This window comes from Paraburkholderia sp. BR10954 (assembly GCF_040965775.1).
In the GTDB taxonomy this organism is placed as follows: domain Bacteria; phylum Pseudomonadota; class Gammaproteobacteria; order Burkholderiales; family Burkholderiaceae; genus Paraburkholderia; species Paraburkholderia youngii.
The window spans coordinates 314,565-338,998 of the sequence record NZ_JBFRCK010000003.1 but is presented as its reverse complement, the minus strand read 5'-3'; the positions used below and the strand labels follow the sequence as shown (position 1 = coordinate 338,998).

General features: G+C 63.8%; 22 protein-coding genes. 6 read left to right on the top strand and 16 right to left on the bottom strand.

The features are described 5' to 3' along the window. Nucleotides 1-14: 14 nt before the first annotated feature. Nucleotides 15-632, top strand: coding sequence for a LysE family translocator (locus AB4Y34_RS06575; protein ID WP_368715575.1), 618 nt, complete (start codon nucleotides 15-17; stop codon nucleotides 630-632). 25 nt (nucleotides 633-657) lie between these two features. Here AB4Y34_RS06575 and AB4Y34_RS06570 read toward each other — a convergent pair whose 3' ends face one another. The 5 genes from AB4Y34_RS06570 to AB4Y34_RS06550 all read right to left on the bottom strand — a co-directional run bounded on the left by AB4Y34_RS06570 (nucleotide 658) and on the right by AB4Y34_RS06550 (nucleotide 4,654). Then, nucleotides 658-1,932: an RNA polymerase sigma factor gene (locus tag AB4Y34_RS06570; protein ID WP_368715574.1), complete on the bottom strand. Its 1,275-nt coding sequence runs from the start codon at nucleotides 1,930-1,932 to the stop codon at nucleotides 658-660. Between the two features lie 16 nt (nucleotides 1,933-1,948). Next, the gene (locus tag AB4Y34_RS06565) at nucleotides 1,949-2,362 is read right to left on the bottom strand and encodes a YciI family protein (protein WP_176120937.1); all 414 of its coding nucleotides are present in this window, start codon (nucleotides 2,360-2,362) and stop codon (nucleotides 1,949-1,951) included. A gap of 178 nt (nucleotides 2,363-2,540) precedes the next feature. Then, the gene (locus AB4Y34_RS06560) at nucleotides 2,541-2,894 is read right to left on the bottom strand and encodes a YciI family protein (protein ID WP_176106999.1); all 354 of its coding nucleotides are present in this window, start codon (nucleotides 2,892-2,894) and stop codon (nucleotides 2,541-2,543) included. A 316-nt stretch (nucleotides 2,895-3,210) separates the two neighbouring features. After that, nucleotides 3,211-3,684, bottom strand: a complete 474-nt coding sequence (locus tag AB4Y34_RS06555) for a hypothetical protein (protein ID WP_368715573.1) — start codon at nucleotides 3,682-3,684, stop codon at nucleotides 3,211-3,213. A gap of 697 nt (nucleotides 3,685-4,381) precedes the next feature. Continuing rightward, complete coding sequence (locus AB4Y34_RS06550) at nucleotides 4,382-4,654, bottom strand: DUF1488 domain-containing protein (protein ID WP_176107001.1); 273 nt, start codon at nucleotides 4,652-4,654, stop codon at nucleotides 4,382-4,384. Between the two features lie 343 nt (nucleotides 4,655-4,997). Between AB4Y34_RS06550 and AB4Y34_RS06545 the strand changes: the two genes are divergently transcribed. Both AB4Y34_RS06545 and AB4Y34_RS06540 read left to right on the top strand, forming a co-directional pair. Beyond that, nucleotides 4,998-5,483, top strand: a complete 486-nt coding sequence (locus AB4Y34_RS06545) for a GNAT family N-acetyltransferase (protein WP_176378736.1) — start codon at nucleotides 4,998-5,000, stop codon at nucleotides 5,481-5,483. Between the two features lie 48 nt (nucleotides 5,484-5,531). Beyond that, nucleotides 5,532-5,882: a DOPA 4,5-dioxygenase family protein gene (locus tag AB4Y34_RS06540; RefSeq protein ID WP_176110502.1), complete on the top strand. Its 351-nt coding sequence runs from the start codon at nucleotides 5,532-5,534 to the stop codon at nucleotides 5,880-5,882. A gap of 26 nt (nucleotides 5,883-5,908) precedes the next feature. Here the strand turns inward: AB4Y34_RS06540 and AB4Y34_RS06535 are convergent, their stop codons facing one another. The 5 genes from AB4Y34_RS06535 to AB4Y34_RS06515 form a co-directional block, all read right to left on the bottom strand. Continuing rightward, the gene (locus AB4Y34_RS06535; RefSeq protein ID WP_176378738.1) at nucleotides 5,909-6,223 is read right to left on the bottom strand and encodes a high-potential iron-sulfur protein; all 315 of its coding nucleotides are present in this window, start codon (nucleotides 6,221-6,223) and stop codon (nucleotides 5,909-5,911) included. Nucleotides 6,224-6,258: 35 nt separating this feature from the next. After that, nucleotides 6,259-6,948 carry a nitroreductase gene (locus AB4Y34_RS06530; protein WP_368715572.1) on the bottom strand — a complete coding sequence of 230 codons (690 nt, stop codon included), beginning with the start codon at nucleotides 6,946-6,948 and terminating at the stop codon, nucleotides 6,259-6,261. A 110-nt stretch (nucleotides 6,949-7,058) separates the two neighbouring features. Then, nucleotides 7,059-7,781: a PepSY-associated TM helix domain-containing protein gene (locus tag AB4Y34_RS06525; protein WP_176378740.1), complete on the bottom strand. Its 723-nt coding sequence runs from the start codon at nucleotides 7,779-7,781 to the stop codon at nucleotides 7,059-7,061. Further along, entirely contained in the window at nucleotides 7,778-8,461 is a 684-nt protein-coding gene (locus tag AB4Y34_RS06520; protein ID WP_368715571.1) for a Fe2+-dependent dioxygenase, read from the bottom strand. The genes AB4Y34_RS06525 and AB4Y34_RS06520 overlap by 4 nt, the downstream gene beginning before the upstream one ends. Nucleotides 8,462-8,540: 79 nt before the next feature. After that, on the bottom strand, nucleotides 8,541-10,757 hold the full coding sequence (locus AB4Y34_RS06515; RefSeq protein ID WP_368715570.1) for a TonB-dependent receptor: 2,217 nt from the start codon (nucleotides 10,755-10,757) through the stop codon (nucleotides 8,541-8,543). 479 nt (nucleotides 10,758-11,236) lie between these two features. On the opposite strand from AB4Y34_RS06515, the gene AB4Y34_RS06510 reads away from it, so the two are divergent. Then, nucleotides 11,237-12,232 carry an aldo/keto reductase gene (locus AB4Y34_RS06510; protein WP_368715569.1) on the top strand — a complete coding sequence of 332 codons (996 nt, stop codon included), beginning with the start codon at nucleotides 11,237-11,239 and terminating at the stop codon, nucleotides 12,230-12,232. A 47-nt stretch (nucleotides 12,233-12,279) separates the two neighbouring features. Here the strand turns inward: AB4Y34_RS06510 and AB4Y34_RS06505 are convergent, their stop codons facing one another. Further along, nucleotides 12,280-12,846, bottom strand: coding sequence for a YbhB/YbcL family Raf kinase inhibitor-like protein (locus tag AB4Y34_RS06505; protein WP_368715568.1), 567 nt, complete (start codon nucleotides 12,844-12,846; stop codon nucleotides 12,280-12,282). 142 nt (nucleotides 12,847-12,988) lie between these two features. Here AB4Y34_RS06505 and AB4Y34_RS06500 point away from each other — a divergent pair, with 142 nt between their 5' ends. Further along, nucleotides 12,989-13,411 carry a type VI secretion system amidase immunity protein Tai4 gene (locus tag AB4Y34_RS06500; protein WP_368715657.1) on the top strand — a complete coding sequence of 141 codons (423 nt, stop codon included), beginning with the start codon at nucleotides 12,989-12,991 and terminating at the stop codon, nucleotides 13,409-13,411. 59 nt (nucleotides 13,412-13,470) lie between these two features. On the opposite strand, the gene AB4Y34_RS06495 is transcribed toward AB4Y34_RS06500, so the two are convergent. The 4 genes from AB4Y34_RS06495 to AB4Y34_RS06480 all read right to left on the bottom strand — a co-directional run bounded on the left by AB4Y34_RS06495 (nucleotide 13,471) and on the right by AB4Y34_RS06480 (nucleotide 20,883). Beyond that, nucleotides 13,471-14,295: an ROK family protein gene (locus AB4Y34_RS06495; RefSeq protein WP_176378744.1), complete on the bottom strand. Its 825-nt coding sequence runs from the start codon at nucleotides 14,293-14,295 to the stop codon at nucleotides 13,471-13,473. Between the two features lie 63 nt (nucleotides 14,296-14,358). Further along, nucleotides 14,359-15,978, bottom strand: coding sequence for a glucose-6-phosphate dehydrogenase (zwf, locus tag AB4Y34_RS06490; protein WP_368715567.1), 1,620 nt, complete (start codon nucleotides 15,976-15,978; stop codon nucleotides 14,359-14,361). Nucleotides 15,979-16,088: 110 nt separating this feature from the next. After that, a complete protein-coding gene (locus tag AB4Y34_RS06485) occupies nucleotides 16,089-18,860 on the bottom strand; it encodes a glucosidase (RefSeq protein ID WP_368715566.1) in 2,772 nt (923 codons plus the stop codon). Nucleotides 18,861-18,912: 52 nt separating this feature from the next. Then, the gene (locus AB4Y34_RS06480; protein WP_368715565.1) at nucleotides 18,913-20,883 is read right to left on the bottom strand and encodes an amylo-alpha-1,6-glucosidase; all 1,971 of its coding nucleotides are present in this window, start codon (nucleotides 20,881-20,883) and stop codon (nucleotides 18,913-18,915) included. Between the two features lie 210 nt (nucleotides 20,884-21,093). Here AB4Y34_RS06480 and AB4Y34_RS06475 point away from each other — a divergent pair, with 210 nt between their 5' ends. Next, the gene (locus tag AB4Y34_RS06475) at nucleotides 21,094-23,235 is read left to right on the top strand and encodes a phosphocholine-specific phospholipase C (protein ID WP_368715564.1); all 2,142 of its coding nucleotides are present in this window, start codon (nucleotides 21,094-21,096) and stop codon (nucleotides 23,233-23,235) included. 70 nt (nucleotides 23,236-23,305) lie between these two features. On the opposite strand, the gene AB4Y34_RS06470 is transcribed toward AB4Y34_RS06475, so the two are convergent. Next, on the bottom strand, nucleotides 23,306-24,223 hold the full coding sequence (locus AB4Y34_RS06470) for a dihydrodipicolinate synthase family protein (protein WP_368715563.1): 918 nt from the start codon (nucleotides 24,221-24,223) through the stop codon (nucleotides 23,306-23,308). Nucleotides 24,224-24,434: the final 211 nt, after the last annotated feature.

Below are 24,434 nucleotides of genomic sequence, written 5' to 3'. Positions count from 1 at the left end.
ACAGGGAGTGTGTCGTGATCGATGGGTCCGCCGTGGTCGGCGTGTTTTCCGTGTATGTCGCGGGCGTCGTGAGTCCGGGCCCGAACTTCGTCGCGGTCGCGCATAAGGCCGCTTCGGCGACGCGCGTCGAAGCGCTCGCGATGGTCGCCGGCATCGTGCTCGTCAATCTGTTCTGGGCAAGTTGCGCGATTCTCGGCGTCGGCATCGTGTTCGCGGCGTTCCCGTGGCTCGCGCTCGTGGTCAGGATCGTGGGCGCCTGTTATCTGCTGTGGTTCGGCGGGCGGCTGATCTTCAATGCGTCGGCGGCAAGGCAGGCGGTGCTCGTCAAAGCACCGGCGGGTGGCTTCAGGCAGGCGTTCGCGCAGGGTTTCGCGACCAACATCGCGAATCCGAAGTCGATGGCGTTTTTTGCCGCGGTGTTTTCGTCGGCCGCACCCGCGCATGTGAGCACCGGCACGTTTGCCGCGATGCTCGGCATGGTGTTCGTCGTCGCGAGCAGCTGGTACGGGTTCGTCGCGCTGGCGTTGTCGCATGCGCGGATCGCGTCGGTGTATCGGCGCGGCAAGATGTGGGTCGATCGCGTGTGCGGCGGGCTGATCGTCGCGTTGGGAGTGCGGCAGTTGATTCGTTGAGGCGGCACTCGGAGGTGCCCAAAACTCAATGCGCAAGCCCGCGCGCACGCTCCAGCAACAGCTCGCGCTCGCGCGTATTGCGCGTCATCGCCGCGGCGCGCTCGAACTCCCCGCGCGCTTCGTCGATGCGTCCGAGCTTGACCAGCAGATCGCCGCGCACGCTCGGCAGCCAGTGATAATTCTCGAGCGCTGAACCAGCGGCGAGCGCATCGACGATCTCGAGTCCGGCCGCCGGCCCGAACGCCATCCCCACCGCGACCGCGCGATTCAACTCCACGACCGGCGATGGCGCGACCTGCGCCAAAGCATCGTAGAGCGCGACGATCTGCGCCCAGTCAGTGTCCTCGGCGCGGCGTGCCCGCGCATGACACGCGGCGAGCGCCGCCTGCAACGCATACGGCCCGCTTGCGCCGCCGAGTGCATGCGCGCTGTCCAACGCCGCGAGGCCGCGGCGAATCAGCAGCGGGTCCCAGCGGCTGCGATCCTGATCGAGCAACAGCACCGGCCGCCCCTGCGCATCGGTGCGCGCATGCGTGCGCGACGCCTGGATCTCCATTAGCGCAACCAGACCGTGGACCTCGCTTTCGTCGGCGACGAGTCCGCTCAACACGCGCCCGAGCCGCAACGCCTCCTCGCATAGCGCCGGGCGCATCCAGTCGTCGCCGGCAGTGGCCGAATACCCTTCGTTGAAAATCAGGTAGATCACCTGCAGCACCGACGCGAGCCGCGCCGCGCGCGCGTCCGCCTGCGGCACCTCGAACGGCACGCGCGCCGCCGACAGCGTGCGCTTCGCGCGCACGATCCGCTGCGCGATGGTCGGCTCCGGCACGAGAAACGCGCGCGCGATTTCGTCGGTGGTGAGGCCGCCGAGCAGGCGCAGCGTCAGCGCGACGCGCGCATCGGTCGACAGCACCGGATGGCACGCGGTGAAAATGAGCCGCAGCAAATCGTCGCCGATGTCGTCGGCGCGCGCGGCATCGAGCGCATCGACGAAATCGGGCACCACGTGCGCCTCGATCGCGTCGAGATCGTGGCCGAGCTCCTCGCGCTTGCGCGCATGCAGCGCTTCCTGGCGCAGGCGATCGAGCGCGCGGTTTTTCGCGGCAGTCATCAGCCAGGCTCCGGGGTTGTCGGGCACGCCCGCGTTCGGCCAATGCTCGAGCGCGGCCACCAGCGCGTCCTGCGCGAGTTCCTCGGCGAGCCCCACGTCGCGCACGATCCGCGCGACGTGAGCAATGACCTTCGCGGATTCGATCCGCCAGACAGCGTCGATCGCACGATGGATGGCCTGTATCGTCACGGCGTCAGCCTTCACCTCAGCGGTGATCTTCTTCGAGCTTGCGAAAGCGCTCGACTTCCGGCCCCGGCTCGAAGTCGTCGAGTTCGAACAGCTGCCGCACTTCGATTTCGCCATCGGCGTGCTCACCGAAAGGCGCCGGGAAACGTCGCGCCCATTCCATCGCCTCGTCGCGCGAGCGCACCTGGATCAACGTGTAGCCAGCAATCAGCTCTTTGGTCTCCGCGAACGGTCCATCTACGACGCTCCGTTTGCCGCCGCTATAGCGCACGCGCCAGCCTTTCGAGCTCGGCTGCAGGCCGGTTGCGTCGAGCAGGACGCCGGCCTTCGAGAGTTCTTCGTGGTAGGCGCCCATCGCGGCGATCAGCGACGGTTCGGGCATCTCGCCGGCTTCGCTCGCGGCCGTGGCTTTTACGATGATCATGAATCGCATGTCGTTGCTCCTTGTTGTTAGTGGTTCGTGGTGAGTGGATTCGCGTGAATCGCTTGGAGAGGCCACGCCGGCTAGCCCCTTACTCACACGACGCGCGATGCAAGGTCAGATCGACACCCGCGGCGGTCCCGGCATCCCAGGGAAAACACGAAGCGGATGACGTGAGAGCCACCCGTGGCTAGATGAAGCACGGGCCGAGCTTGCGGACCTCGACCGTGCACCACGCCGCCGCCGGACAGGTTTGCGCGATCGCCACGGCCTCTTCGCGGCTGTCGCAGTTCAGCAGAAAGAAGCCGCCGATCATCTCCTTCGCCTCGGCGAACGGCCCGTCGACGAGCTTCGACTGGCCATTGCGGACCTGCACGCGCACGGCGTCCTTCTGCGAAGTCAGCGATTCGACCGCGAGCAGCTTGCCGCGCGCTTTCAGGTTCTCGGAGAACCGCACCATCTGGTCATAGAGGTCGCGACCGGCGGCTTCGCCGCGCTCCTCGCGTTGGTCCGTGGGTTCGACGATCAGCAGCATGTAGGACATGGGGTCTCCGACAGGGCTCGGTTGTATGCGCGGGTCGGCATCGCAACGACGTCAGCGACGCCCGGCCTCGGTGCCATAGCAGGTAGGCAGGCAGATAGGTGGCAGTCAGGCGCAGCCAGTCTAGCAAGCGGGAACCTCAGCGGCAAACGCGCCCGGCGAGACTTCTACGGACACTCGTAACGAGCCACGCGGCGCGCATCAGCCGGCCGCGCGCGACACGTCGATGCCGCATTCAAGCATTCTCCGGAATCAATTTACGTCCGCGCCGAATGTGAAAAGCGCCCCTATGTGGGGCGTTTTGCATGTTGCGGGACGCTCAAACTGGCGCTTCCGCCAGCGCTCTCAGCCGCGCGGAGCGCATCAGACCTTCGATCATTTTCGCTTCCGCGCTCGCCAGCTCGCTCAGCGACGCGGCCGACAGCTGTCCGTCGAAGATCGCGAGCGCCGTGCACAGACGTGCGTAGTCGTCGTCTTCGAGCGACCAGCGGCCGGTCTTGCGCTCGCGCATGTCGAGCCGCACCATCGCCGCATGCGCGCTTTCGATGTCCGCGAGCGCGTCGGCGCCCAGTCCGGCGCGCGTCAGTTCCTGCGACACCAGCAGATGCCGGCTCAGCGTCGTGTGCAGCATGCGTGCGCCGTGGCCGCAGCGGAAGGCTTCGAGCGCGGCGTAGGCCTGCAACAGCATGGTCTGCGTGACGGGCGCGTGCGCGGTGCGGCTCTGCGTCAGGGAACGCAACAACGGGGACATGGCCGTGCGGCCGGGCTTGCGAACTCGCGATTTGCTGGACATCGATTCAACCTCCTTCTTTCGGCAGCGCGCCCGGACTTCGGCACGCGACGGCGGCAAACGCCGCGCTCGAACGTCCGACGCATTTCGCGCCCGACAGTTCACGCGCTGCGACGCGCCGGTTCTTCGAACATATCGAAGAACACACTGTCCCCATATCGGTTCTAAGCCGCCGGAAACAAGCAGCGCGTTTCGTTGCGACGAAAAAAAGCCCTGTTCCGCGAGGGAACAGGGCTGACAGGATGGAACAGTCGAGCAGGCGCGTGGAGTGCCTGCAAACCTATAACCACCTAACCTGCAAAGCTATTGCTTACGTGTACTGCAACGGCAATTTCTACCGCTCGACAGCAAGTTTCGAACTGTCGATTCAATTTACTTCCAAATACCACTGCATGTGGGCCGGTCCTCGTTATTCCTACTGCTGGCCGCTACCCCTTTTGCTTCGCGCGCGTGTTCGATGCATTGCGCGCTTTGTATTGCGTCAACTGCGAACTGCGAACTGCAGACTACTTCATCAACGGTACGGTTCAAATCCGACACGAGGGGAAGTCGCATCGATGGAGTTCGGTGATTTGTCGCTCCATGGAAAAGAGTGTAGGCGCGCACCCGCGAATGCAATTGCGCGAAGCGAGGGACTTTGGCGGCTTAATTTGGCGAATCGATGTAACAACGGGCTTTTCGGCCCGCCGCGCCACACACGTCAACCGCGTGTAGAGAAATCGTCGATCGTCAGCAAGACCTTCTCACCGGGACGCGCGAGCATTTTTCGTTCGGCGATCGCGGTAATGCGTTGGCGCCCATCCGCGAACGTCTTCAGAATGCGCGCCTCACCCGCGCCGCGTTGCAGCCAGAAGTGCTGTTCGAGCGCCTCGCGCGTGACCGCGCATTCAAGGTCTCGTCCCCGCGACGAAAGCTGGAAAATCACCGCCCGTCCATCTGCCGAGACGCTGGGTACCGCCTCGATCATCGCCATAGCACACCTCGCAACGTTGATTACGACGTTCGCCGTACGACGCGAACGTCCCCGCAAAATCATCAGCTCGCCGCATCGCAAGGCCCGTTTTGTCTGTTCGTACGGTGGTGCGGATAGTGCGGCCGCAATGGAGCCAGACGTTAGAGCAAAGCGCATGCCACCCAACGCCGATAGCGACACAGGCACTCACGGGCACCGGCAACGATGACCGCATCGCAAGGTGGGAAGACCGCAACATAGCCGCGTGGTAAAAAAGCGCAGCGGACGCGACAATCGACGACAATTCTTACTCGCGCTTCGCACGATCATCGCGTGCGCCATCGCGCGCTACCACCTAGCCGACATGACCGCCCAACTGCCCGACCAACGATCCGGGTTGACCTTGCGCCCCGCGCAACCCGACGACGAACCCTTCCTGCTCGAACTGCGCAAGGCGACGATGACCGAACACCTGGCGCGCGCCGGCGAGCCGACCGACGAAGACGCCCATCGCGCGCGCCTGCGGCATCGCTACGACGCCGCGCAGGTGATCTGCATCGACGGCGCGCCCGCGGGCCTGTTGAAGGTGCATCGCAACGACGACGAATGGTTCGTCGCGCAGTTGCAGATCGCGCCGGCGCTACAAGGCCGCGGTATCGGCGAGCAGGTGCTGCGCACGATCCTGCGCGCCGCCGCGGCCGAAGCGCTGCCGGTCAGCTTGCAGGTGCTCAAGGGCAATCCCGCCAAACGGCTGTACGATCGTCTTGGCTTCGCGATCGTCGGCGAGGATCAGACACAGTTTCACATGCGCGTTGCAGCGCGCGCGCCGGCGGAAAACGAAGCAGAATGAATGTCGGATAAAGACTGATACGGAACGAGCCTGGCAATGAACTCTGATATGAACTTTCGAGATGCTTCAGCAATACAAAGCTGGCACGCGCACATTTATTTCGACGCGGCGAGCCGCGACGCCGCGTGGGCGTTTCGCGAGCAGATCGACGCGCATTGGGGCGACAAACTGCAGATCGGGCGCTTCCATGAACGACCGGTCGGCCCGCATCCGATGTGGTCGTATCAGCTCGCGTTCGCGCACCAGCAGTTCGCCGACGTGGTCAGCTGGCTCACGCTCAATCACGGCGCGCTCGATGTCTTTCTGCATCCGAATACCGGCGACGCGCTGCGCGATCATCGCGACGCCGCCGTGTGGATCGGGCACTCGCACGAGCTGGTGTTGAAGGCACTGCTGTAGCAGCCGCGAACGATGCGGCGGCGTGCTTACATATTCGTGTACGCGCTGCACCAGCCGCGCGACGCGACCTGCTTGGCGCCGAACAGCGTGCAGCCGCCGTACGCATCCGACGCCTTGCCCTGGAACAGCGAGCAGTTCGCGCACGATTGCCCGGCCGCGAAGTTCGGGAACCTGGCCTTGTCGACCTTCGACGCATCTTCGGTATAGCCGACCTTCTGCGCCTGCGGATCGCTCTCGCTCAGCGCATTGGGAACGGTCGCGGCGAACGCGACGCGAGACAGCGCGAGAGACGAGCCGACGCCCGCGCTGACCAGCAGGAAATGGCGGCGCGATGTTTTCATTTTCGTTTGCTCTGGGTGGGGACTGAGGTCTGCGATCAATCGAGAAAACGCGTGAAGCGCTCGACCGGCTCGCGCTCGGGGCGCAGCGTATTGACCGGCGCATTGGGGTCGGCGAAGCCGAGCGACATGCCGCACAGGAACTGCTCGTTCTCGGGCAGGCCGAGATATTCGGCAATCAACCGATGAAACTGCATGAACGCGGCCTGCGGACAGGTGTCGAGGCCGCGTCCGCGCGCGGCCGTCATGATCGCCTGCAGGAACATGCCGTAGTCGAGCCAGCTGCCGCGCTCGAGGCTGCGATCGATCGTGAACAGCAGGCCGACGGGTGCGTCGAAGAAACGGAAGTTGCGCGAGTGCTGTTCGTGCATGCGCGCCTTGTCGCCCTTCTCGATGCCGAGCAGGCCATACATATCCCAGCCGATCTTGCGGCGCCGGTCGATGTACGGCGACTGCCATTGGCGCGGGTAGTACGCGTACTCCTCCTGGTACAGCTGGTCGCGCTGCGGATCGTCGTAAGCCGCGAGCAGATCGCGCGACAGACGCGCGAGCGATTCGCCCGTCAGCACGTACACCTTCCACGGCTGCGTGTTGGTGCCGGACGGCGCGTAGCTGGCGGCTTCGAGAATGGCTTCGATGTCGGCGCGCTGCACCGGTGTAGGCAGAAAGGCGCGCACCGCGCGTCGCGTGGTCAGCGCGGTGTCGACGTGGTTCGCGGGAGAGGTCATCGGCGAATGGCGGCAGAGCCAGCGAAGTAGGTCTGCGACGATTCTAGCGCGTACCGCTCCAAGCCTGCCCGCCAGCGCGCAGGCTTCGTCCAGGGCGTTGTGCTGCGCCCTTACATCGTCCCCAACGCCACCGCCGCCGCAATCGAACCAGCCACCAGCACGAGCCCCACCGTCTTCCGCCTGTTCAACTCGCTCCACAACAGCACGCCCGTCAGCGACAGCAGGATCAGACTGCCCGCGAGCGTATCGATCAGCAGCACCCAGCCGACGCTCAAGCCCACGCCCTTGTGCATGTTCGTCAGCATCGCGAGAAAGGTGTTCGCGCTGCGCTTGACCGTCACGGTGTTATTGCCCACCCAGTATTCGGCCGAAGTATTTTCTTTCGGCGACGCGAAATTCAGCTGCCAGTGCTCGGGCTGCACGACGCTGCGATCGCCCCATGCCACCGGATGCTCGGGTTCTTTCTGCACACGCCCCGGATTGCCGGCGATCTTCAGCTCCTGCTTGAGCCACTTCGCGAGTGCGCGCGGGGTTTCCGGTGCCGGTTGCGGCAGCGGCACCTGCATCACCGAGACCTGCGGCTCGCCGGTCGACACGCGCAGCGGACCGCCGCGATGGTTCAGGAAGAAGCCCGTCGTGCCGAACAGCAGACCGAGCGCCGCGCCCCACAATCCAACCCAGCCATGCACGTTGCGCAGCCACTTGATGAAAGTCGCGCGACGCGAGCGCTGCTGGCGCGCCTTCAGTTCATCGCCATCGAGCCGACGCGGTTCGTGCGCGCCATGTTGGCCGGCCGCCGGCGGTTGCATGTCGAGGGTGTCCAATTCGCTCACGTTTCACTCCAGGTACGCAGCAGATTGTGATAACAACCGACGAGGCTGCGTCGCGCAGCCTCGTCGGCATGGGTTGCATTGAGCCGTTGAATCGCGGTGTCCATGTCGAACAGCAGCGCGCGATGCGTGTCGCTGCGCACGAGACTCTGCACCCAGAAGAAGCTCGCCACGCGCGCGCCGCGCGTGACGGGCGTCACCTGATGCAGACTCGTCGCCGGATAAACGATCATGTCGCCGGCCGGCAGCTTTACCTGCTGCACGCCGTAGGTGTCTTCGATCACGAGTTCGCCGCCGTCGTATTCGTCGGGCGCGCTGAGAAACAGCGTCACCGACACGTCGGTGCGCAGCTTCACGCCGTTCGGCAGCACGCGCACCGCGCCGTCGACGTGGCTGCCGAACTGCATGCCGCCCTCGTAGCGGTTGAACAGCGGCGGATACACCTGGTTCGGCAGCACTGCGCTGATGAACAGCGGATTGCGCTCGATTGCCGCGACAATCACGTCGCCGAGTTCGCGCGCGATCGCAGAGTGCTCGGCGATCTGCTGATTGCGCTTGACCGGCGCGCCCTGATAGCCCGCGGTCGCGCGGCCATCCACCCACGCGTCGCCGGCTCGATCGAGCCGCTCGCGCACGAAGCGCAATTGTTCGGCGTCCAGTACCTTCGGAATGTGCAGCAGCATAGTGTGTCCTTCGAGTCGGCTTGCCATTTGCAAAGCGGCAAGCCGAACGGATGCGCTCAGTGCGTCGCAAAAGCGGCCATCAGAAGCGGTAATCGAACGTCGCGAGCAACGTGCGGCCGATGCCCGGCACCGAACGTCCGCCGTCCGACGGAATCAACGCGTCGTAGTAGTACTTGTTGGTCAGGTTCAGCAGGTTCAGGCGCACGTCGTACTTCTTCGCGTGATAGGCCGCGGTCGCGTCCCAACGCGTGTAGCCCGGCACCTTCACGTAGTTCATATTCGATGCATAACGCGACGACATATAGATCGGACCGCCGCCGATTTCCCAGTGCGGCGTGATCGCGTATGTGGTCCAGAACGTCAGCGTGTTGCGCGGGGTGTTGGCCGGCGTGTGACCCTGTGTGCCGTCGGCCGCTTTCAGGATCTTCGCGTCCATGTACGTGTAGCCGCCGAAAATCTGCCACTTGTCGGTGATGTGCCCGGTCACGCTCGCCTGGAAGCCGTCGACGCGAATGTCGCCGGCCAGCTCGTATTCGGTCGGCGAGACCTGGGTGCGCGCGTTGTCCTTCTCTTCGCGGAACAATGCCGAGGTCAGCGAGATGTTGCCGCCGAACAGATCCCACTTGCCGCCGACTTCATACGACTTCGTCGATTCCGGTGCGAGGTTCTGCGTGAGGTTCGTGACCGTCAGGTTTTCGAGCGACGGGTTGAACGACGTGCCGTACGACACGTAGTACGACTGCCAGTCGGTCGGCTGATAGAGGAGGCCCGTGCGCACGCTCGTGAAGTAGTTGGTCTGGCTCGCGAAAGCCGGCGCGCTGACGGTGTTGTGGATCTCGGCCGAGAAGCGATCCCAGCGCACACCGCCAATCAGCTTCCAGTGCGGCGTCAGCGTGATCGTGTCGTTCAGGTAGGCGGCGATTTCGTTCGCGCTCGAATCGGCGTAGTTGCCGACCGTCGTCGTCACGTTCGACGGCGTGCCGATGATCGGCGGATTGAGCATCGGCACGATCGGCAGGTTGTTGCGCGTATATGCCTGGTTCGTATAGCTGTCGTGGCCCACTTCGACACCGGCAATCACGTCGTGCCTGACCGGCCCGGTGTCGAATTTGTATTCGACCATCGTGTCGTTGTAGATCGCGTGATTCTGGATCACGCGGTCATGGCTCTGCAGCTTGATGAACAGGGCCGACGGCGGCAGCGTCGTGAAGTTGCCGTTGCTCAGCGCAGTGCTCGACGACAGCGGTCCGGTCAGCACCGCTTGCGGCGCGGTTTCGCGCGCGTCGGTCATCGAGTGCGAGATCTGCGTCTGGTTCGTCAGCGTCAGGTCGTCGGAGAACTTATGCTTGATCGCCCCGGTGAAGATCTGCACGTTCTGGATCGTGCGGTCGCTGGTCAAACCGTAGAACGTGTTTTTCGGCACCGGCGACGGGCGGCCGTTCAGCGCCTGGATGCCGTAGTCGGGCATGTCGTTGTTGCGCTGGATCAGCGCCGACAGCGTGATCTCGGTAGGCGTGCCGATACCGAAGCGCAGCTCCGGCGCGACGCCGAAGTCCCTGTTCTTCATTACGTCGCGCGTCGAGCCAAGGCTCTGGCCGAACGCGTTCAGGCGGATCCCCGAGGTGTCGGTGAGCTTGTGGTTCACGTCGACGGTGGAGCGGTAGCGGTCGTTGGTGCCGATCATGCCGGAGACTTCCGCCGAGTCCGTCAGGTTCGCCTTCTTGCTGACCTGATTGATCACGCCGCCCGTCGAGCCGCGGCCGAACAGCATCGACGACGGACCATATAGCACCTCTAGCGCTTCGAGGTCGAACGTGTCGCGGTAGTACTGGTTGCGGTCGCGAAAGCCGTCCAGATAGATGTCGTTCTGCGCGGTGAAGCCGCGCAGGTTGATGTTGTTGCCGATCTGGCCGCCCTCGGCCGCGCCGATGGTCACACCGGGTGCGTTGCGCAGCGCGTCCGTAAACGACGTCGCGCCCTGCGAAGCGAGCAGGTCGCGATCGATCACGGTGACGGTCTGCGGAATGTCGCGCAGCGCGGTCGGGGTCTTCGCACCGACGGTCGCGCGCTCGGCCTGGAAGTCCTGCTGAACGGTCTGAGCCTGCACGCCGATGGTCGGCAGCGTCTGCGCGGCGGCAGGTGCGTTGTTCTGTGCGTTGTTCTGTGCGTTGGTTTGTGCGTTCTGCGGCGCGCTGGAGGCGGCCGGTTGCGACGCGCTTTGCGCGAGCGCAGGCGTCGCATAAGGAACGGCAAAAGCGAGCGCCAGCGCTGTCGCCAGCGGCGTGTGATTGAGCATGGAAATCCCGTCAGAAATGCGCCTTGTCGAATTCGCATCAATGACGTCGAATTCATGACAAAACCGCAAATGGCTGGCTGCCGCTCTCCGTTGTGTGAGAGGGAGATGACGGGATGGCTGGCTGGTTTAAATGAGAATCGATATCATTTCATACGCACAAGGAGGGATCAATCGTGGCGTGCATTACTTTGTGTAATGGATTTGTTTCTGTTTTTTCTTTCCGAAAGCAATACGTAAACATAAGGGCTCTATTTACGCAGATTCGTTACTATTTGTAATTCTATTCTTCCAAAAGGCTTAACAGTGACGCACTCGAGAGCCAATTCGACCTTACACGGTTTCTTTCATTTAAATAACATTCTATCGCGGCGGTCGCGCACATCAAATCGCGATTCCGTTTATCCTTTTTACAACACCGCATACAACAATAAAGTCCCACCCTTCCGGCAAACGCTTACGTCCCCTCTGGAGTCGACTCTATGCAATATCGCCAATTCGGCCGCACCGGTCTGACCGTTTCGCGCCTGTGTCTCGGCACCATGACTTTCGGCCTGCAAACCGAAGAAGCCGCATCGCACCGCATTCTCGACACGGCCGCGGACGCCGGCGTCAATTTCATCGATACCGCGAACGTCTACCCGCTCGGCGCCGGCGAAGACCTGTCCGGACGCACCGAGGAAATCGTCGGACGCTGGCTGAAGGGCAAGCGCGAGCGCTTCATCGTCGCGACCAAGGCGGTCGGCAAGATGGGGCCCGCCGCGTGGGATCAGGGCGCGTCGCGCAAACACCTGCTCGATGCGATCGATGCGTCCTTGCAGCGCCTCGGCACCGACTACGTCGACCTGTACCAGCTCCATTCCGACGACCCGAAAACCCCGCTCGACGAGACGCTCGAAGCACTCGATACGATCGTGCGCTCGGGCAAGGCGCGCTATATCGGCGTATCGAACTTTCTTGCGTACCGGCTCGCGCGAGCTTTGGGACGCGCGGACGTGCTGCGCGTCGCGCGCTTCGTGTCGGTCCAGCCGCGCTACAACCTGCTGTTTCGCCAGATCGAGCGCGAGCTGCTGCCGCTGGCCGCCGAGGAGCAGCTAGCCGTGATGCCGTATAACCCGCTCGCGGGCGGACTGCTGACGGGCAAGCATCGGCTAGACGCGACGCCCACCGAGGGGCGCTTCACTGAAAGCGTCGGCAAGGCTGGCGCGATGTATCAACAGCGCTACTGGCACGAGCGCGAATTCGACACGATAGAAAGATTGAAGGCGATCGCCGCGCCGGCCGGCGAATCGTTGGCGAAGGTATCGCTTGCGTGGGTGCTCGCGAATCCGCTGATCACGTCGGCGATCATTGGTGCGAGTCGCGCCGAGCAGTTGAGCGATACGCTCTCGGCGGCCGAGTTCACGCTCGACGACGCAATCAAGACTCAGCTCGATGACGCGAGCGTGCAGTATCGATGGGGGGATGCGGCGCGCTAAGCGCCCTTCTGCAGATCACGCGCGGCCCGGCGTTCGGCCGCGCGACTTCATCGTCCGTAGCGCAGCACGGTGCTCGTCGCGGCGAGCACGTGATCCTTGATCGCGGCGAGGAACGCATCGCGCGTCAAGCCGGCCGGCAATGCGTCGGGCGGCAGATCGAGCGCATAGACCTGCGCGACGTAGTGATGCGGCACATCGCCGACTGGCGGACACGGGCCGTAATAGCCGGGGCCGCCGGTGCGATTCGTGCCGGCGATGCTGCCCGCCGGCGCGGCTTCGCCCTCGGCGAGTCCGGTGGTACCCGGTGCGATGCCGTACACGATCCAGTGCACGATGCCGAGGCCTTTCGCGCCGTCGGGATCGAAGATCGTCACCGCGAAACTCTTTGTGCCGGCCGGCGCGTTATGCCATTGCAATGCGGGCGACACGTTGCCGCCGCCGCAGTTGTTCGCGCTCGCCGCGTGGCTCGCGTTGAGCGTGCCGCCATCGGCCAGTCCCGGTGACGACACTGCGAAGGACGGTGCCGCGTAGGCATGTGCGCTCGCGTAAGCGAGCAGCGCACACGCGACAGCGGAGAGGAGGTGCCGCGCGAGGGCCAAGCGGATGCGACTCATGGGGAGTCTCCATTGAGAGTCTATGCATCAACTATAGCGAGAATGTTGTTTTGAGACGGAAGAGGCGGCATATTGCGCATGGAGCGAACTTCTGGAGTTTGCGGCGAAGAAGGTTTGGGTTTGCATCGTAACTGCTTCTGCCATCATCTTCGGTGTGTCTGCTTGCTATGCGAAAGCCGATCAAGTCTCGACTCCACAAGCTGGAGCACGCACTCATGCACAGAATTACAAAGACATGGTTCTAGCTACTTGTATCGCGAACGCCTACAAAAACGACAAAGATGCCGCTATAGATGCCGGAAGCAGCGTCAGTGCATTGCGAGACTGGACTTACTATGACTTGGAGAAGGCTCCAGACGCGATCAAAAACTTGGTGGACAATTATTTGGCGCGAGATTATCAAAACCCGCTGGTCGAATCGGAAACTGAAGGTGTCCGCTTCGACTTCCTGAAGTGCCTGGACCTGTATCACAGTAAGGAATTGGACGCACAGGTAAAGCGTTGGGTCATTAACCCGGAGCGCACTTACAGGCAAGACAATCCGCCGCCAGCAAAGCCGAAGTAACTATGAGCCCTGTCCAGCGTCTAAACGCTGGACACGCAAGGCAGCAACCGCCCACCCCATCACTTCGGCTTAAACCGCCCCGTCTTCTCCGTGGCCTCCGGAAACTGCCGCGTCTCGCGCACCGACAGCGGATGCCACAATTTCGCACCGCCCTCTATCCCCGCGTCGTTCGAAACGGTCGCCACGTTCGCCGGCAGCTTGAATTTGATGCGCGCCGCGTTGCCGCCGCCGATCCACAGCTTGTCGTAATTGACCAGTGACTCGAGAATGCCGATCACCTTCTCGACACGCCGGCTCCAACGCTTGTTGCCGACCTGCTCGCGCGCGCCCTCGCCGATGTATTCGTCGTACGCGACACCCTTCTTGCTGACCGGATGATGCGCGAGCTCCAGATGCGGCATCAGCTCGCCATCGCGAAACATCGCGGTGCCGGCGCCGGTGCCGAGCGTCAGCACGAATTCGAGGCCGCGGCCTTCGATTGCCGCGAAGCCCTGCATCTCTGCGTCGTTGATCATCCGCACCGGCAGATCGCCCAGGCGCCGCGCGAGCGAATCCGCGAGCGCGATGTCGTGCCATCCTTCGATGCCGAAATGCGGCGCGGTCAGAATGCGGTTATTACGCACGACACCCGGAAAGCCGATCGAGATACAAGCGGGCTGCACCTGCTCGATGAGCGGAGCGACGAGTTGCGCGAGCGCGTCAATCAGTTGATCCGGCGTGCACGGATGCGGCGTCGCAACGCGCACGCGCTCGGTTTTCATCTGCCCGTTGGCGTCGATGATCGCGGCCTTCAGGCCGGTGCCGCCGACGTCGATCGCGAGGATGTGCTCGCTGTCGCTTTTCGGCGCATTCCGTTTCACTGCGTTCTTGTTGCGTGTCGCCACGATGTCTCCCGGTTGTGGTGAAGCGGTTGTGATGCGTATCTGCGGGTTGGTTCAAAGGTGCCGCTACGACTTGCCACCGGGCGCTTTCTGCTGCAACGGCCGCCACGCGTGGCCATCGCGCGCGAGCAGCGCGTCGGCTTCGGCCGGCCCGTCGCTGCCTGCCGCATAACCGTGCACGGGCAGAGCGCCGCCGCTCTTCGGATGCAGCACGTCGTCGACCGCACACCAGGCCGTCTCGATGCCATCGGCGCGCTGGAACAACGTCGCGTCGCCTAGCATGCAGTCGTATAGCAGCGTCTCGTATCCGACGTTCGCGCGCTCGTCGAAGAAGTCGCCATAGTTGAATGACGACTGCACCGCACCGACCTGCATCACCGGTCCCGGCGCCTTCACGTTGAAATCGAAACTCGAGCCGTGCTCGGGATCGATGCGCAACGTCAGCACGTTCGGCGTCAATGCGTTGACCGGCGTGTCGCGGAACAGGCGGAACGGCACCGGCTTCAACTGCACCGAAATTTCGGTGCGGCGCACCGAGAGCCGCTTGCCGGTACGCAGATAGAATGGCACTCCGGCCCAGCGCCAGTTCTCGACGAACACGCGCGCCGCCGCGTAGGTTTCGGTCGTGCTGCCGGGCGCGACGTCGGGCTCCTCGCGATAGCCCACACCGGTGGACCCTTTTTCGTACTGGCCGAATACGACGTCGTCGGGCTTGAGCGGCTGGATCGCGTCGAACAGCTCGACCTTCTTGTCGCGGACGGCTTCGGCGTCGAACGAATTCGGCGGCTCCATAGCCACGATGCCGAGCAGCTGGAACAGATGGTTCGGCACCATGTCGCGAAACGCGCCGGTCTGCTCGTAGAATCTGCCGCGCCCTTCGACGCCGATCGTTTCCGCCGCCGTGATCTGCACGCAGTCGATGTACTCGCGCCGCCAGACCGGCTCGAACATCGCATTCGCGAAGCGCACCGCGAGAATGCTCTGCACGGTGTCCTTGCCGAGAAAATGATCGATGCGGTACACCTGCGACTCCCGCGCATACGACAGGATGTGCGCGTTCAGATCGCGCGCCGATGCGAGATCGGTGCCGAACGGCTTCTCGATCACGAGACGCCGAAAGCCGCCGTTCGCGCCGTCGCCTTCCTTCAGCAGGCCGGCTTTGCCGAGCCGCTCGGCGATCGGTTTGAAAAAACGCGCGCCGACCGCGAGGTAAAAAATCACGTTGCCGACTTCCGACTGATCGAGCTTCTGTTTCAGCTTCGCGAACGTGTCGTCGGATTCGAACTCGCCCGCCATGTATTCGAGGCGCTGCGCGACCCAGCTCCACGCGTTGTCGTCGAGCTTGCCGGCGTGGAAGGTGCTGGCTTTGTCGGCGGCGAATTTCTGCAGCGACGTATGCAGTTCGTCGCACCATTCGCGCGTTTCGCGCTCACCGTGATTGACGCCGATGATCTTCATGCTGTCATCGAGCAGGCCATCGAGCGAGAGGTTGTACAGCGCCGGCATCAACAGACGTTTGGTCAGATCGCCCCCCGCGCCGAAGATCACGAGCGTGCACGGGGGCGCGGGCTTCTTGCCGGCCGGCGACGACAGCGTGTCGTATCGGTTCGAAATGAGCTTGCAGCTCGAGGCGGGCGTTGCGTTGGGTTGATCGGAAGAGGCGGAAGAGTTCGGTGTAGTCGACATGAGATTCACCTGGAACTTGGAAAGCCGAGAGAACGAACGTGGCGATACATGAAAGACCACGCGCGCTGCCGCACAGTTCAATCGCCTTCGCGCGCGAGCGCGCGGCGTGCTTACTTCGTCGTCGCGGCCGCGAGCGACGATACCGGTTCTTTCACCGGAATCGGCGCGGGCGCCGGCGCCGGCTCCCCCGCCAGCGGCACGTTGCCCGATGCCGCCATCGCGCGCGGCTGCAACAGCAACGCGACGAGCCCGGTCCAGCCGGTCTGATGCGAAGCCCCGACGCCACGACCGTTGTCGCCATGAAAATACTCGTGGAACAGGATCAGATCCTGCGAACGCGGGTCCGCCTGCAACAGCGGATACGCACCCATCACCGGCCGCTCGCCATTCTTGTCCTTCAGGAACAGCGTGGTCGCGCGGCGCGCGAGTTCGTCGCCGATTTCGCTCAACGAGAACTTTTGGCCCGACCCAGTCGGATACTCGACGCGGAAATCATCGCCGTAGTAACGATGAAACTCGTACAGCGATTCGATCAACAGATAGTTGACCGGCATCCACACCGGCCCGCGCCAGTTCGAATTGCCGCCGAACACACGGGTATCGGATTCGGCCGGCAGATACTTCACACAGAAGCTGGTGCCGTTGTGCTCGAACACGAACGGATGGTCGCGATGGCAACGCGACAACGCGCGCACGCCGTGATCGGAAAGAAATTCGCTTTCGTCGAGCGCGCGCCGCAGCAGCGCCTTCATCCGATGTCCGCGCAGCAGCGACAGCAGCAGCGCGTTGCCCTTGCCGGGCTCGTTCCAGCGCGACACCAGCTTCGCGAGATCGGGCCGATGCTCGAGAAACCATACGAGGCGCTCGCGCAAGCCCGGCAAGCCGCCATGCAAACGCTCTTCGAGCACGTGCACGGCGAACAGCGGTATCAATCCGACGATCGAGCGAACGCGCATCGGCATGTTGCTGCCGTCGGGCAAGCGCAGCTTGTCGTAGAAGAATTCGTCCGCGCTGTCCCACAGGCCCGTGTCGCAGCCGTCGTCGCAACTGACCGCTTCCGCGATGTACAGGAAGTGCTCGAAGAACTTCACGCCGATATCGACGAACACGTGATTCGCGTAGGCGAGTTCGAGCGCGATACGCATCAGGTCGAGCGCATACGCGGCCATCCACGCGGTGCCGTCGGCCTGGTCGATGTGGCCGCCGGTCGGCAGCGGCGATGAGCGGTCGAAGATGCCGACGTTGTCGAGACCGAGAAAACCGCCCTGAAAAATATTGTGGCCGTCGGCGTCCTTGCGGTTCACCCACCACGAGAAATTCAGCAGCAGCTTGTGAAACACGAGTTCCAGAAAATCACGGTCCGCCTTGCCGGTCAGCGCGCGATCGATCTCGTACACGCGCCATGCGGCCCACGCATGGACAGGCGGGTTTGCATCGCTGAGCGCCCATTCGTAAGCCGGCAACTGACCGTTAGGGTGCTGATAGCGGTCCTTCACGAGCAGCAGCAACTGCTTCTTCGCGAACGCCGGATCGATCAGTGCGAACGCGGCCGCATGAAACGCGAGGTCCCACGACGCGTACCACGGGTACTCCCACTTGTCCGGCATCGACACGATGTCCGCATTGCACAGATGTCGCCAGTCCCTGTTGCGGCCCTGCTTGCGCGCGGCGGGCGGGCTCGGCTGCAGCGGGTCGCCGTCGAGCCAGCGTTGCACGTCGTACTGGTAGTACTGCTTCGACCACAGCATGCCGGCGAGCGCCTGACGTTGCACGAGGCGCGCATCGGGGTCGGTGATCTCGTGCTGCAATGCGCCATAGAATTCGTCGGCCTCGGCGAGGCGGCGGGCGATCAACGCGTCGGCATCGAATGGCGCTTCATCGCTCGCCGCTTGCGGGTGCCAGCGCAGATACACGACCGCGCGTCCATGCGGCCCGAGTTCCAGCGGTGCATGTGCGGCGGCCTTGGTACCCGCGTCTCGACGGATCGCGTTCGCGTCGCCGTGCACGAGGTAATCGTTGAAGCCGTCCTTGAACGGGCCCGCGCCGTCCATGCCGAACAGCCGCTTCACGTTGGTGTCGTTCTCGCAGAACAGCCACCCGAGTTGCGGTGCGTCCTTCGACCACGCGGTCACGACGATCGGCTCATGCACATGATGATGCCCGAGCAGACGCACCGCGCCGTCGTGGTCGGTGCCGGCGACGAGCTTCGGCTTGTCCTTGTTCTCCTTCCACGACCACGAGTTGCGCGCCCAGATCTGCGGCAGCACATCGAGCGACGCCGCCTCGTCCGCGCGATTTTCGATCGTCACGCGCATCACGATGTCGTCGGGCGTGTGCTTCGCGTATTCGACCTGCACGTCGAAATAGCACAGATCGTCGAACACGCCGGTATCGAGTACTTCGTACTCCGGCATGTCGCCGCCGCGGCGCGCGTTTTCGTCGATCAGGTTCTGGTACGGATAAGCCGCATGCGGGTACTTGTACAGCATGCGCATGTAGGAGTGTGTGGGCGTGCCGTCCAGATAGAAGTACAGTTCCTTCACGTCCTCGCCGTGATTGCCCTGCGCGTTGGTCAGGCCGAACAGGCGCTCCTTGATGATCGGGTCCTTGCGGTTCCACAGCGCGAGCGATACGCACCAGCTGAGCCGGTCGTCGCCGAACCCGGCGATGCCGTCTTCGCCCCAACGGTAGGCGCGGCTGCGCGCATGGTCGTGCGGAAACGAGTCCCAGGCGGTGCCGTTCGCGCTGTAATCCTCGCGCACCGTGCCCCACTGGCGCTCGCTCAGATACGGCCCCCAGCGCTGCCAGTGGCCGCATTCGGGCGAATGCAGCCGGGAACCTTCGATCGTGGCAAGCAGATTGGCAGCGCGCAGCGGTGGCATGAGAACGTCCTTGCAACAAGCCTGGCGGTAGGACCCAACATCGTAGCGCGGTTTACGCCCCGTCGCGCTCGAATCGGGCAAGCAGACTTTCGACGCGCAGCATTTCACCGAGCGACCAGGCCTGGAACGGCGTGCCGGCGGGCGCGTACGGCGCGTCGCCGTCGGCGATCTCGGACAGGTGGTCGAGGCCCGCGTGATCGAGATGCGCGTACAGCGGGGCGAGAAAACGCCTCCTCGCCTGTGTGAGATTCGTGGCGCTTGCGCCATTCACTCGCAGCCACGCTTCGACGAACGGGCCGATCAGCCACACCCACACGGTGCCCTGATGATAGGCGCCGTCGCGTTCGAGCGGCGCGCCGCCGTAGTGGCCACGATAGGCCGGATCGGAAGGCGCGAGCGAGCGCAGGCCGAGCGGCGTCAGCAATTGCGCTTCGACCTGCGCCACCACCGCGCGCGCCGCCGCGCCTTCGAGCAGCGGAAACGGCAGGCCACCGATCGCGAAGATCTGGTTCGGCCGGATCGAGCGGTCGACCGTGCCCGGCACATGATCGACGTCGACGTTATCGAACAGCGTCCGCGTGGCCGGATCGACGAAGCGCCGGTGAAATGCGAGCGCCGCGCGCTCGGCAGCCTGACGCCACTGCGGGTTCCATGCCGACGCGATTCGCAGTGCGTTGATCCATAGCGCCTGCACTTCGACCGGCTTGCCGATGCGCGGCGTGACGATCCAGTCGCCGACTTTCGCGTCCATCCACGTCAGTTGCACGCCGGGGATGCCGGCGCGCAGCAGACCGTCGTCGGGACAGCAGCCGATGTTAAAGCGCGTGCCGTTCGTGTAGCCGGTCAGGATCGTTTCGGCGGCTTGCTGCAGATGCGCGCGCGTCCGCGCGCTTGCATGGGGCGTAGCCAGATAGTCGTGAGCGGCGACGATGAACCATAGCGACGCATCGACCGAGTTGTATTCGGGCGCGTCGCCGTAGTCGGGAAAGCGGTTCGGCAGCATGCCGTCGGACAACGTGCCCGACCATTCGAGCAGGATCGCTTCGGCGTCGTCGAGACGGTTCGATGCGATCAGCAGGCCGCGCATCGCGATGAAGGTGTCGCGGCCCCAGTCGGTGAACCACGGAAAGCCTGCGAGGATCGTGCGGCCTTCGTTGCGCGTGACGACATAGGCGTCGGCCGAGCGTTGCAGGCGCGAGCCGAGTGCGGCCCGGCGTCGTTGTTCGGTGTCGGCGAGTTGGGAGGCGCGGGCGGTGGTCCGGGGATTGTCGTTGGTGCTCTGGGTGGCGGCCGTGCTCGCGGCACTCAGAATCATCACCGCTTCGCCCTCGGCGAGATCGAAGCTGAACACGCCGGGCGCCGCGAGGTCTTCGCTGCAATCGAGACCGCGCTCCTGCTCGCGCACGTAGCAGAAGTTGCGATACCAATCGGGCGCATGCGTATAGGTGCCGTTCGTCGCCGTCCGCACGACCGGCAGTCCGCCATAAGGCTGCCAGCTCGCGCACGATTGATCGGCGCTGACCTGCGCGCCGAAGTCGAAGGCCGGATTCTCGTGATGCAGCGCGTGATAATCGCGGCCTGACAACAGCGGTCTGACCTTCAGCACGGGCGCATCGCGTTCGCCGCCTTCGAGCCGCCAGCGCAATACCGTTTCGCACGTCGCTTTGCTGACGAACACGTCGGCGATCATCGCAGTATGCGTATCGAGTTGAACGCGCCAAGTCGGCCACGGCGCGGTATCGAAACCGAGCAGGTTGCCGCGCAGATCCGGATAGATCAGGTCAGGCCCATAGCGTTGCATGGTCAACGGGAAGCGCTCGCCGCCCGCCTCGACCCACGCCTCGATGCCGTTGACGAGCACCATGCGGCCGCCCGGCGCGCGCGTCGCGGCTAGCAGCAGCGCATGGTAGCGGCGCGTGCGCAACATACCGACCGTGCCCGACGCAAAGCCGCCGAAGCCGTCGGCTTCGAGCCATTCGTCTTCGAGTCGAGAGATGTCGATGGGTGGATCGATGCGAGTCATTGAATCGTGCTCATACGCGAATCGTAATGCAGCAAACATAGCGCAGATGGCAGCGCCATGAACATTGATCTTCCCAATACTTTCCATTTTCTTTCGATCAGCCGACGACTGGCCCGCAACCGATCGGCAAGAGCAAGGCGTCACCGACGGCGAAACACCCCAATGGCGCGTTCACCCGCTATTCTTCCTTTACGCAGAAGGTGATATTCGATGACATCAACTAGCCGTCGCCGTTTCCTGCAAACCGTGGCTTCATCCGCAGGCGCCGCCGCCGCGATGACCGCATTGCCCGAGTCGATCCGCAACGCGCTGGCAGTGCCCGCTTTTTCGCGCACGGGCACGATTCGCGATGTCGAGCACATCGTCGTGTTCATGCAGGAGAACCGCTCGTTCGACCACTACTTCGGTCATTTGCGCGGCGTGCGCGGCTACAACGACCGCTTTCCGATTCCGCTGCCAAGCGGTCTGCCGGTGTGGAATCAGCCGTCGCAGGAAGACCCGGCGAGGTCGGTGCTGCCGTTCCATCTGAACACCGCGACGACGAGCGCGCAGTGCGTCGGCGAACTCGATCACACGTGGTACAAGACCCAATCCGCGATCGACGGCGGCCGCCACGACCAGTGGCCCGCCAACAAGACCGACATGACGATGGGCTACCACCTGCGTAGCGACATCCCGTTCCACTACGCGCTCGCCGACGCGTTCACGATCTGCGATGCGTACTTCTGCTCGCTGCCGGGACCGACGCACCCTAACCGCGCGTATCTGATGACCGGCATGGTCGACCCGAGCGGCACGCTGGGCGGCCCGCTGCTCGACAACAACGATTGGGCGGACGGCGATCGTCCGCCGAACTATCAGTTGCTGTCATGGACCACGTATCCGGAGCGTCTGCAGGCAGCGGGCATTTCATGGCAGATCTATCAACAGGGCACGACGGGCTTCGATCCGCTGTACGGCAACTACGGCACCAACATCCTGCAAAACTTCACGAACTTCATCAACGCGCGGCCGGGTTCGCCGCTCCACGAGCGCGCGCAAACCGTGCGCACGATCGACGACCTGAAGGCCGACGTGCTCGCGAACCGGCTGCCGCAGGTCTCGTGGCTGTGCCCGCCGGCCGCGTATTCGGAGCATCCGCGCTACACGCCTGCGTACGGCGCCGAATACACGTCGCAGATTCTCGACGCGCTGACCTCGAACCCCGAGATGTGGAGCAAGACCGTGCTCTTCATCATGTACGACGAGAACGACGGTTTCTTCGATCACCTCGTGCCGCCGCAACCGCCGACGAAGTCCGCGCAGGGCAAATCGACGGTGACGACCGACGGCGAGATCCACGACGTCGTCAATCCGCTGCGCGGCGGCAGCTACAGCGCCGACGGCTGTCCGTACGGCCTCGGCCCACGCGTGCCGATGACGATCGTGTCGCCGTGGACCAAGGGCGGCTTCGTATGCTCGCAAGTGTTCGATCACACGTCGGTGATCCGCTTCATCGAAACGCGCTTCGGCGTGCATGAGCCGAACATCACGGCATGGCGTCGCGCGGTGTGCGGCGACCTGAGCAGCGCGTTCGACTTCCGCACGCCGGATTCGAAGATGCCGACGCTGCCGGATGCCAAAAACTACCTGGACAAGGCCGACAACCAGTGCAGGACGCAACCGAAGCCGACCGTGCCGACGACGCCAACGCTGGTCGAAGCGCAGGAAGCGGGCATCCGCTTCGCGCGCGCGTTGCCGTACGAACTGCATGCGAACGGCGCGGCGAATGTGGGCAAGAACACGTTCGAAATCACGATCGGCAATACCGGCGAGCAGGGCGCTCACTTCTACGTGTACGCGACGAATCGCACCGACGGTCCGTGGCGCTACACGGTCGAAGCGGGCAAGTCGCTCAGCGATACGTTCGACCTGAGCGCGACGAACGGCGTATATGCGTTCGACGTGTTCGGCCCGAACGGCTTCGTGCGCAAGTTCGCGGGCAACACGCGGGCGAGTGCACAGAACGGACACGGCAACGACAAGCCGGCTCAGCCTGAAGTGACCGCGCGATACGACGTCGCGAATGGCAACTTGTTCCTGAAGTTCACCAACAGCAGTGGTGGCATCGCGCATCTGACGGTGATCGACAACGCATACGGCGCGCGGCCGCGCACCGTGGTCGTGCCGGCCAATGCGCGTATCGAAGAAGGTTGGGTGCTTGCGTCGAGCCATCACTGGTACGACCTGTCGGTGACGAGCAGCGACGACGCACGCTTCTCGCGCCGCTTTGCCGGTCACGTCGAGAACGGCCGGCCGAGTATCAGCGATCCGGCTGCGGTTGCGCCGGTGCTGACGGCGAACTCAGGCTAGCGCTCGCAGTTGGGTTCGGCATCCAGTTCCCCCTACCAGGCGGACAGGATGCCGCGTCTTTCAGGCGTTCTTAAAGACCAACGTCCGGCAGCGGCGGACGCGTAGCGAGCGCCTTTGCGACGATTTCTTTGACTTCGGCGAGCGTATCGCCTTGCAGCGCGAGGCGCGGCGGACGCGTGACGGCGCTGCCGCGCCCGAGCAGTTCCTCGCATAGCTTGATGCATTGCACGAGGTCGGGGCGCGCGTCGAGGTGCAACAGCGGCATGAACCAGCTATACAGCGCCAACGCTTCATCGAAACGCTTTTGGGTGGCGAGGCGAAACAGCGTCTCGCCTTCCTTCGGGAACGCGTTCGACATGCCCGACACCCAGCCTTCCGCACCCACCGCGATGCTTTCGACCACCACGTCGTCGAGGCCGGCGAACAGTACGAAGCGGTCGCCCACCGCGTTGCGCAGATCGATGAAGCGCCGCGTATCGCCCGACGAATCCTTGAAGCAGACGATGTTCTCGCAGTCCTGCAGCGCGATCAGGACGTCCGGCGTCACGTCGTTCTTGTAGATCGGCGGGTTGTTGTAGATCATCACCGGCAGGTCGGTGCTGGTCGCGACCGAGCGGAAATGCGCGGCGGTTTCGTGCGGCTTCGCGGAATAGACGAGCGCCGGCATCACCATCACGCCGTCGACGCCGACACGCGCGGCTTCACGCACCGTCTGCCGTGCGAACTCGGTCGTGAACTCGGCGACGCCCGCGACGACCGGCACCTTGCCGCCGGACGCGTCACGCGCGGCCTCGATCACCTGAAGCTTTTCCGACGTGCTCAGCGAAGTGTTTTCGCCGACCGTGCCGCAGACCACCAGACCCGACACGCCGTCCTTGACGAGATTGCTGACCACGCGGTGCGTCGCGTCGATGTCGAGCGAGAAATCCGGCTTGAACTGGGTGCTGACGGCGGGAAACACCCCGCTCCATTGGATAGCCTTGCTCACTTTATCCGTCTCCTTCAAAAAGCCGGCCGCGCCGACACACGTTGAGTATGACGACGAGTATCTGCCTTTGTCCGGAAGCGGGCTTGGGCTTTTTCGCGGCTGAAAGAGATTAAATCCGCACAGTCGGCGAGACGCGGAATGGCCGCGTCGGGTCGCGCAATCCAACTTCACGGCAACGCGGCTGCGGCGCATGTGAGCGCTGTCGCGCAAG

Bases quoted from the DNA above. Each gene is read 5' to 3' on its own strand.
- AB4Y34_RS06535 (WP_176378738.1), bottom strand. From the start codon at position 6,223: ATGAAAACATCGCGCCGCCATTTCCTGCTGGTCAGCGCGGGCGTCGGC.
- zwf (WP_368715567.1), bottom strand. From the start codon at position 15,978: ATGTCGACTACACCGAACTCTTCCGCCTCTTCCGATCAACCCAACGCA.
- AB4Y34_RS06520 (WP_368715571.1), bottom strand. From the start codon at position 8,461: ATGCTGCTGCACATTCCGAAGGTACTGGACGCCGAACAATTGCGCTTC.
- AB4Y34_RS06545 (WP_176378736.1), top strand. From the start codon at position 4,998: ATGACCGCCCAACTGCCCGACCAACGATCCGGGTTGACCTTGCGCCCC.
- AB4Y34_RS06550 (WP_176107001.1), bottom strand. From the start codon at position 4,654: ATGGCGATGATCGAGGCGGTACCCAGCGTCTCGGCAGATGGACGGGCG.
- AB4Y34_RS06475 (WP_368715564.1), top strand. From the start codon at position 21,094: ATGACATCAACTAGCCGTCGCCGTTTCCTGCAAACCGTGGCTTCATCC.
- AB4Y34_RS06485 (WP_368715566.1), bottom strand. From the start codon at position 18,860: ATGCCACCGCTGCGCGCTGCCAATCTGCTTGCCACGATCGAAGGTTCC.
- AB4Y34_RS06510 (WP_368715569.1), top strand. From the start codon at position 11,237: ATGCAATATCGCCAATTCGGCCGCACCGGTCTGACCGTTTCGCGCCTG.
- AB4Y34_RS06565 (WP_176120937.1), bottom strand. From the start codon at position 2,362: ATGCGATTCATGATCATCGTAAAAGCCACGGCCGCGAGCGAAGCCGGC.
- AB4Y34_RS06480 (WP_368715565.1), bottom strand. From the start codon at position 20,883: ATGACTCGCATCGATCCACCCATCGACATCTCTCGACTCGAAGACGAA.
- AB4Y34_RS06515 (WP_368715570.1), bottom strand. From the start codon at position 10,757: ATGCTCAATCACACGCCGCTGGCGACAGCGCTGGCGCTCGCTTTTGCC.
- AB4Y34_RS06530 (WP_368715572.1), bottom strand. From the start codon at position 6,948: ATGACCTCTCCCGCGAACCACGTCGACACCGCGCTGACCACGCGACGC.
- AB4Y34_RS06555 (WP_368715573.1), bottom strand. From the start codon at position 3,684: ATGTCCAGCAAATCGCGAGTTCGCAAGCCCGGCCGCACGGCCATGTCC.
- AB4Y34_RS06505 (WP_368715568.1), bottom strand. From the start codon at position 12,846: ATGAGTCGCATCCGCTTGGCCCTCGCGCGGCACCTCCTCTCCGCTGTC.
- AB4Y34_RS06560 (WP_176106999.1), bottom strand. From the start codon at position 2,894: ATGTCCTACATGCTGCTGATCGTCGAACCCACGGACCAACGCGAGGAG.
- AB4Y34_RS06540 (WP_176110502.1), top strand. From the start codon at position 5,532: ATGAACTTTCGAGATGCTTCAGCAATACAAAGCTGGCACGCGCACATT.